This window comes from uncultured Christiangramia sp. (assembly GCF_913046405.1).
GTDB classification, from domain to species: domain Bacteria; phylum Bacteroidota; class Bacteroidia; order Flavobacteriales; family Flavobacteriaceae; genus Christiangramia; species Christiangramia marina.
In genome coordinates, this window is the sequence record NZ_CAJWRQ010000131.1 from 1 (window position 1) to 6,086 (window position 6,086).

Genomic DNA, 6,086 nt, shown 5'->3' on the forward strand with positions numbered 1-6,086 from the left:
TCAAAACGCTCTTCTTTCATTAGAACTACCGACTCCAGAACTGGCTTAAAATTGTATAGTTCCAGATCTTGCAGGTCGAATACTATGCTGCCGTTCAGTGAGTTGATATCTATGTTGCCGTTTGACAATAACTTAGTTCTGGCATCAATCTTTAGATCAAGTGTTCCTGCAATTTTTTCAGCAGAACGTAATTCTTCCATATTAAGATAGTCGAGATCTGCTATAAGCTTTTGAATATCTATAGCTTCGATCTCTGTCATCAAATGTACAGGAAGCACTTCCGATGAATCAACGCTAGCGAGAATTTCAACATTAATTGATCCTTGGTGGTAACTGAAGTTCGTATTGGTCAGTTCAAAATTGCCATCAGGGTCAAAACTTAACTTGGCATTAAAATCTGAAACTCCCAGCCCTTCAATGATAACGCTGTCCAGGGCGACACTGGCCGTTGGAAAATAAGAGTCATTAATATTCCTGAGAATATCCTTGAGATTAGTGACTTTAAATTCAGATCTAGTCTTTTTCTTTCTCTTCGAGGTATCAGAGCCTATAAATTCAGCAATATCCTTACTATCCAGGTAGGGCGATCTAAACATGAAATTAGAAGTATGCGCAAGTTCCAACTGTTCATTATTAATAAAATTCGAAAAATGATCGATAGTACCTGTGATATCGATCGAACTTTTACCAGGTAGATCCACATCGAGTCGATCAAGAGTTGCAAGATCATTCTTAATCATCAAATGCAGGCTGTCCACGGGGATTTGAAGCTCTGTTTCGTTGATCCTGACAAGGGTCGCACCAAGTTTTAGGTCACCTTCAGCATTAGAATTAAGAATACTAAGATCCTGTGCCTGTCCCTGGTAACTTCCGGTAAACTCAAAATCACCAGAACTTAGTTCAAAGTTAACGGTATTTAAAAGCTCATTAAGATCTTTGGATTTTCCATTCATGGCGAGGGAAAACTGGAAGTCAAAAGGATTTTCAGATTCAGTATTAATCACAGGCTGATTTGCAGTAATTGAGCCCTGAATACTGGCGCGGGTGTCTTTAAATTGAAGATTGAGATCGTCCAGTTTAAGGATCGAGTCATTTTCGAAATTCACAAAAGCTTGAAGATTTTCAGAAATAAGATCATTGAACTTTACGGAGTCTAACTCAACCTGGAACTCTGGATGAAACTTATAAATATCCTTGAATATATTTGAAACATGTGTATTCTTGTTGATATCCTTCAAACTGTTTCGCTCCATTTCAGCAATGGATTCCAGCCACTGATCCATATCAATGTAATCTGCATCCAGTTTTACAGCAATACTTCCAGTATCGGTATCTTCCTCCAGTAGGAAAGAAGCGAAATCTGTGATCTTACTCTGTAGATAAATTGGGTGATGACCTATAGTTTCCAATGCAAATCTATCGATCTGGATATCGCTCTTCTCAATTTCTACATGCAAGGTATCCATGGCGAATTTCAATTCAGCCTCGGGATAGTAAAATTCTGTGCCAGATAATTGTAGATCACCTTCAGCATTTCTCAGCAACTCATCGAAGTACTGAACGTTACCCGTAAATTTACCTTGAAAGGCAAAATCACCCTTTCGCAAAGAAACCAGTTTAATATTGAATAGATCCTGAAAAACTCTGATAGAGCCTTTCGAATCTGCGGTTACATTTATAAAAATAGGCTCTCGATTATTCTCTTTGACTTCTGGAACCCGAACACTTCCGGAAAGCAAAGTTTCTGCATCCTGGTAATCGAACTGAAGCTGATCGAACTGAATAACTTCAGAATTGCTTAGATGTACCCGAGCTTTTAAATTTTGAAATAAGTTATCCTGGTAGATCACAGAATTTAGATTCAGCTGAAAGCCAGGTTGAAATTTTTTATAGATCGTCGCCAGTGTTTGATGCAATGTCTTTAAATTATCCTGATCACCTTTATTTTCTGAAGTGAATTTAGTGGCCGTATTGATGAGGTCATCAAGATTAAGAGCATCGGAGTTTAAAATAAGACTGGCCTCTGCAGGCGTTGAAGGGTTTGAAACCATTAACGCTGAAACATTCTTTACATTACCTCTAAAATTCAAACTTTCCCCATTGGGCAGGTCGATTTGCAATTGCCTGAGAATGGAATTGTTGTTATCCAATTTTAGATCAAGACGCCGCAGTGGTAACTGTACATTGTTTTCCTTAAGAGCTACCTGGGTATTTCCCATAGTAAATGTCCCTTTGGCAGCATTAAGGATCATATATGGATCATCGATATTGCCATCTATGGTTGCATCCAGAGAAAATTGCCCGCCCTTGAAGCTGAAGTTCTCGTGATCAAGAGTCCTGGCCATGGTTTCATTAGAACCTTTGACCTGTACATTTGCCCTGACCTGGTTTCTTAGATTCGCCGTAGACTGGTAATAACTGTCCTGAGCATTTACCTGAATATCTTCCAGATTCGCTGAAAAATCTTTAAAATAAAGCTTGATATCTCGCTTGCCGGGTTGTTCTGCCAGAGAGTCTGTCGAATTTAGGTTGTTCGTGAGAATTCCTTGCGATTGTACGTTTTCCAGTTCAAGTTCCTCGAATAATTGAAGCTTATTATTATTCGTACTGAAGTCGACATGAATAAAAGGAACGTCTCCGTATGCAAATTTTCCTTTTAGTTTCAAATTGGTAGCGATGGGATCCTGAAGCTGGTATGGTTTCACCTTAGCGGCCAGGGAATCTGCCAGGAACTGCTGGATTTTCCTGAAATCTGTTAGCTCATTTTTTAGACTGAATTCGTATGCAGTAAGTTTATCAAACACGAATTGAGCTTCAGCTTCGAAATTTTGATCATCCAGCCGAAGTTTAAAGGCTGGCAAATTCAGCGTATTATTGGATTTTTTTAGTTCAAATTCAGGGTTTCCCGTGGCCTGGGCTCCATTGATAAAATTACCTTTTCGGGTATTGAAGCCAAGATCGTTGATAAAAACTTCGTAGGTTATATTTCCACTGATGACTTCGTCATTTGATCCAATTTGTCCGGAAACATTTTCTGCAACAAGATCGAAATACTTGTGAAGGATTTTATTTTCAGCAATAAAGTGAACGTTCTGCAGCTGAAAATTCGTTTTATCAGGGTGAACCCAGGAGGGAAGGTCAAATCCGCTGTTCTGTTCGAGTTGCTTGATAAGCTTCAGTTCGATATACTGCTGCAGATTTTTTTCAGTAATAACTTGCGTATGAACACTGGCATCTCTAATCTTGATTTTACGAAACTGAATATTTCCCCGCATCAGGTCTTTTGCAGCGATATTCACATCTGCTCGTGCTAGCTTAATGATGGTTCTCTTATCCAGAATGGTGTCAAAACTGCTTTGTTTGACATCCTCTATGCTAAAACCAACGTTTGGAAAACCAGTGATAAAATTTGCGTTTACTTCTCCAATTTCCAAAGTTCCATTACTATTCGCTTCATACCATACTTGAAGCTCATCAATCAAAAGGTCTCGACTAAACCATCCCAGTGTGAAAAGAAACAGGGGCGCAAGAAATAGCAGACCCAACCCAATAAGAATGCGTTTGATCCAATTAGGCTTATTTTTCTTTTTTTTCTTGCTGGTATTATCCACAGATTTGGTTAAGCTCTTTCCAGGTTAATCAGGTGAAATCTTAGTGATCCAAAATACATTAAAAATGAATTGGTTCCACATTTTCATATGAAACCAATATCAGGATACTATAATTAAAATTCTTAGCGTATTTCCTTCAGAATAAGCACTGGTAATTTTGGATCAAAATCGATATCCTCGATAGCCGCTTTATTAAAAATCTTTCCGAAGAATCCTTGTTTTCTTTGATACAACGCAAGAAAATCACTTTCCCTGCTTTCAATGAATAAATGCACTCCGGTTGTAGGACTGGTTTTAGTAAGCATATGATAACTGGTGTTTACCTTAGATAGTTGCTTCAACAGGTCTTCTTTATTCTTCTCCTGATCGGTTGAGAGTGCTTTCCCTTCCGTATTGATATAGAGTACTCTAATGGAACATTCTGTATTTTGAGCAAGTTCTATCAAATGTTCCAGTTCGCTTGGCTTGAAGGGCTTGCGTAAATTTGTTGGAAACACGATTTCCAGATTAGGATCGATCGCAGTTTCATATTTTTCCGGGATGACCAGTACCGGACATTCTTTGACCTTTTCAGTGATCTTGGAGATCTTGTTATTCTCCGCAGTATTGATTCCCGCAGTATCGCCTGGCGAACCTACAATGATCATATCGATCCCAAGTTTATTCACCTGCTCCTGAATTCCTTCAACCAGACTGCCATCAAAACTTATCTGCTCAAATCGATGTTTTTGATTCTCTTTTCTGAAATTTAAGCCCTGCATGATCCTGGCGAGTCCTTTTTCAGAAACAGAGGCATTGGTTTCCTCATCATCCTCCTTGTGGATGGACATCGCTTCGCTTAATGAACCGCGAGAGCTATAAACGTTAATTAGATAGAAAGTGCATGGAAATTTTTTGAAAAGCTTCATGGCAAAAATCAATGCGCTCCATGAATGTTTGGTGAAATTGGTAGGGACTAGGATCTTCTTTTCCATAAATAATGTGTGTAGTAGACAGTTTGAGTAAATATAATTAAACTCAGTGGTATGAAATTCAGCTTTGCAGTCACTTTGTGATAAAACCTGCTGAAAACAGGGAAAATAATCTTAATAGTTGCTTTTGTGTTAATCATTTAACTAATAGTGTCGATTCCCGTAAAACCCTGGCTTACAAATTGTCGTAAATATATTGAGACTTAAAAGAAGGAGGTTTATATGGAGAAATAAAATTTAAAACTATGGTTCAATTTTTAATTTTTAATCATTGAATTAGCCTAAGACAAAGCCGGAGAGTCCGGCTTTTCTCTTTTAAGTTATTTCCAGGCTACTATATCCCTGTCCATTTCTTGTTAATTTTATTTGCGTGGAAATTCTCTCTTTCAATGAATCAACGTGACTTATAATTCCAATGGTCTTGGAACTTTCGGCCTGCAACCTTTCCAGCGTATCCAGGGTTTGATCCAGTGTTTCAGGATCCAGCGTTCCAAAACCTTCATCGATAAACAGACTGTTAATTTCTACATTTTTAGAAGCAAGGTCAGACAATGCCAGCGCCATGCTCAGGCTGAGTATAAAAGTTTCTCCGCCAGACAGCGTTTTGACAGATCTTCGCTGACCACCCATATGCTGATCAATTGCCACGAGTCCGTCGTCTTCCTGTGCTTCCGGTTTATCTATAAGATAGCGATCATTGAGATCTTTTAATCGAACGTTGGCAAGACTTAGTAATCTTGATAAAGTAAGATCCTGGGCGAAATCGTTGAATTTTTTTCCTTTAGAATCTCCTATAAGTTCATTAAGAATACGCCATCTTTTACTCTGCTTTTCCTTTTCTGAGATTTCCTTTTGCAGTTTTGTTTTACGATCTATATTCTCTTCGTAGTTTTTTAAGATTCTATCGATCTCTTTACAAGCAGTATCCATGCTACCCAGTTTAGTTGTCTTGTCTTCCAGCTGTTTTTCGAGTATCGAACGCTCTTGTTCAGGTTCGATCTTTTTCAATTTTGATAGCTGTTCCAATAGTGTTTTAGCAGAAGCATTAACACTGGTCAATCGATCGGTGATCTGCTGTTTTTCTTTTCTATAGTTGCTGGCTTCCAATTCGCTCAACAAAAATTTCCTGGCAGCTTCTATACTTTCAAAATCATTTTCCAAGCAGAAGCTTTTAAGTTCGCTTTCTACTTTCTCCTGGTTTTCTATGATTCTGGAATACTGAGAAGTAATAGTTTTCAGTTGCTCTGTAAGGCTATTTCTTTCCTGAAGCAGTCTGATCCAATTTGTATGCAGTTGCTGTACATCATTTTGAATATTCGATCCTGAATAAAGGCCATCGATCTGTAATTTCAGGTTTTTACCCGCATCAATAATTTCCTGAATTTCATCCACGATAGGCAGCGCATTCTTGTAAGAATTGCTAAGACGCAAAGACCTTTCCATGTTCGCCAGATCCCGGGATTTCTCTTCCAGACTGTTCTCATATTTCTGAAATTCTTCCTTA

3 protein-coding genes are annotated in these 6,086 nt (G+C 38.4%); all 3 read right to left on the reverse strand.

Translation table 11 applies throughout. The features are described from left to right. The coding region (locus QZ620_RS13055) for a hypothetical protein (RefSeq protein ID WP_295182436.1) at positions 1-3,611 on the reverse strand (3,611 nt) is incomplete at its 3' end. 122 nt (positions 3,612-3,733) lie between these two features. After that, positions 3,734-4,585: a universal stress protein gene (locus QZ620_RS13060; protein ID WP_295182439.1), complete on the reverse strand. Its 852-nt coding sequence runs from the start codon at positions 4,583-4,585 to the stop codon at positions 3,734-3,736. Positions 4,586-4,897: 312 nt separating this feature from the next. Next, a partial coding sequence (locus QZ620_RS13065; RefSeq protein ID WP_295182442.1) for an SbcC/MukB-like Walker B domain-containing protein occupies positions 4,898-6,086 on the reverse strand: 1,189 nt, incomplete at its 5' end.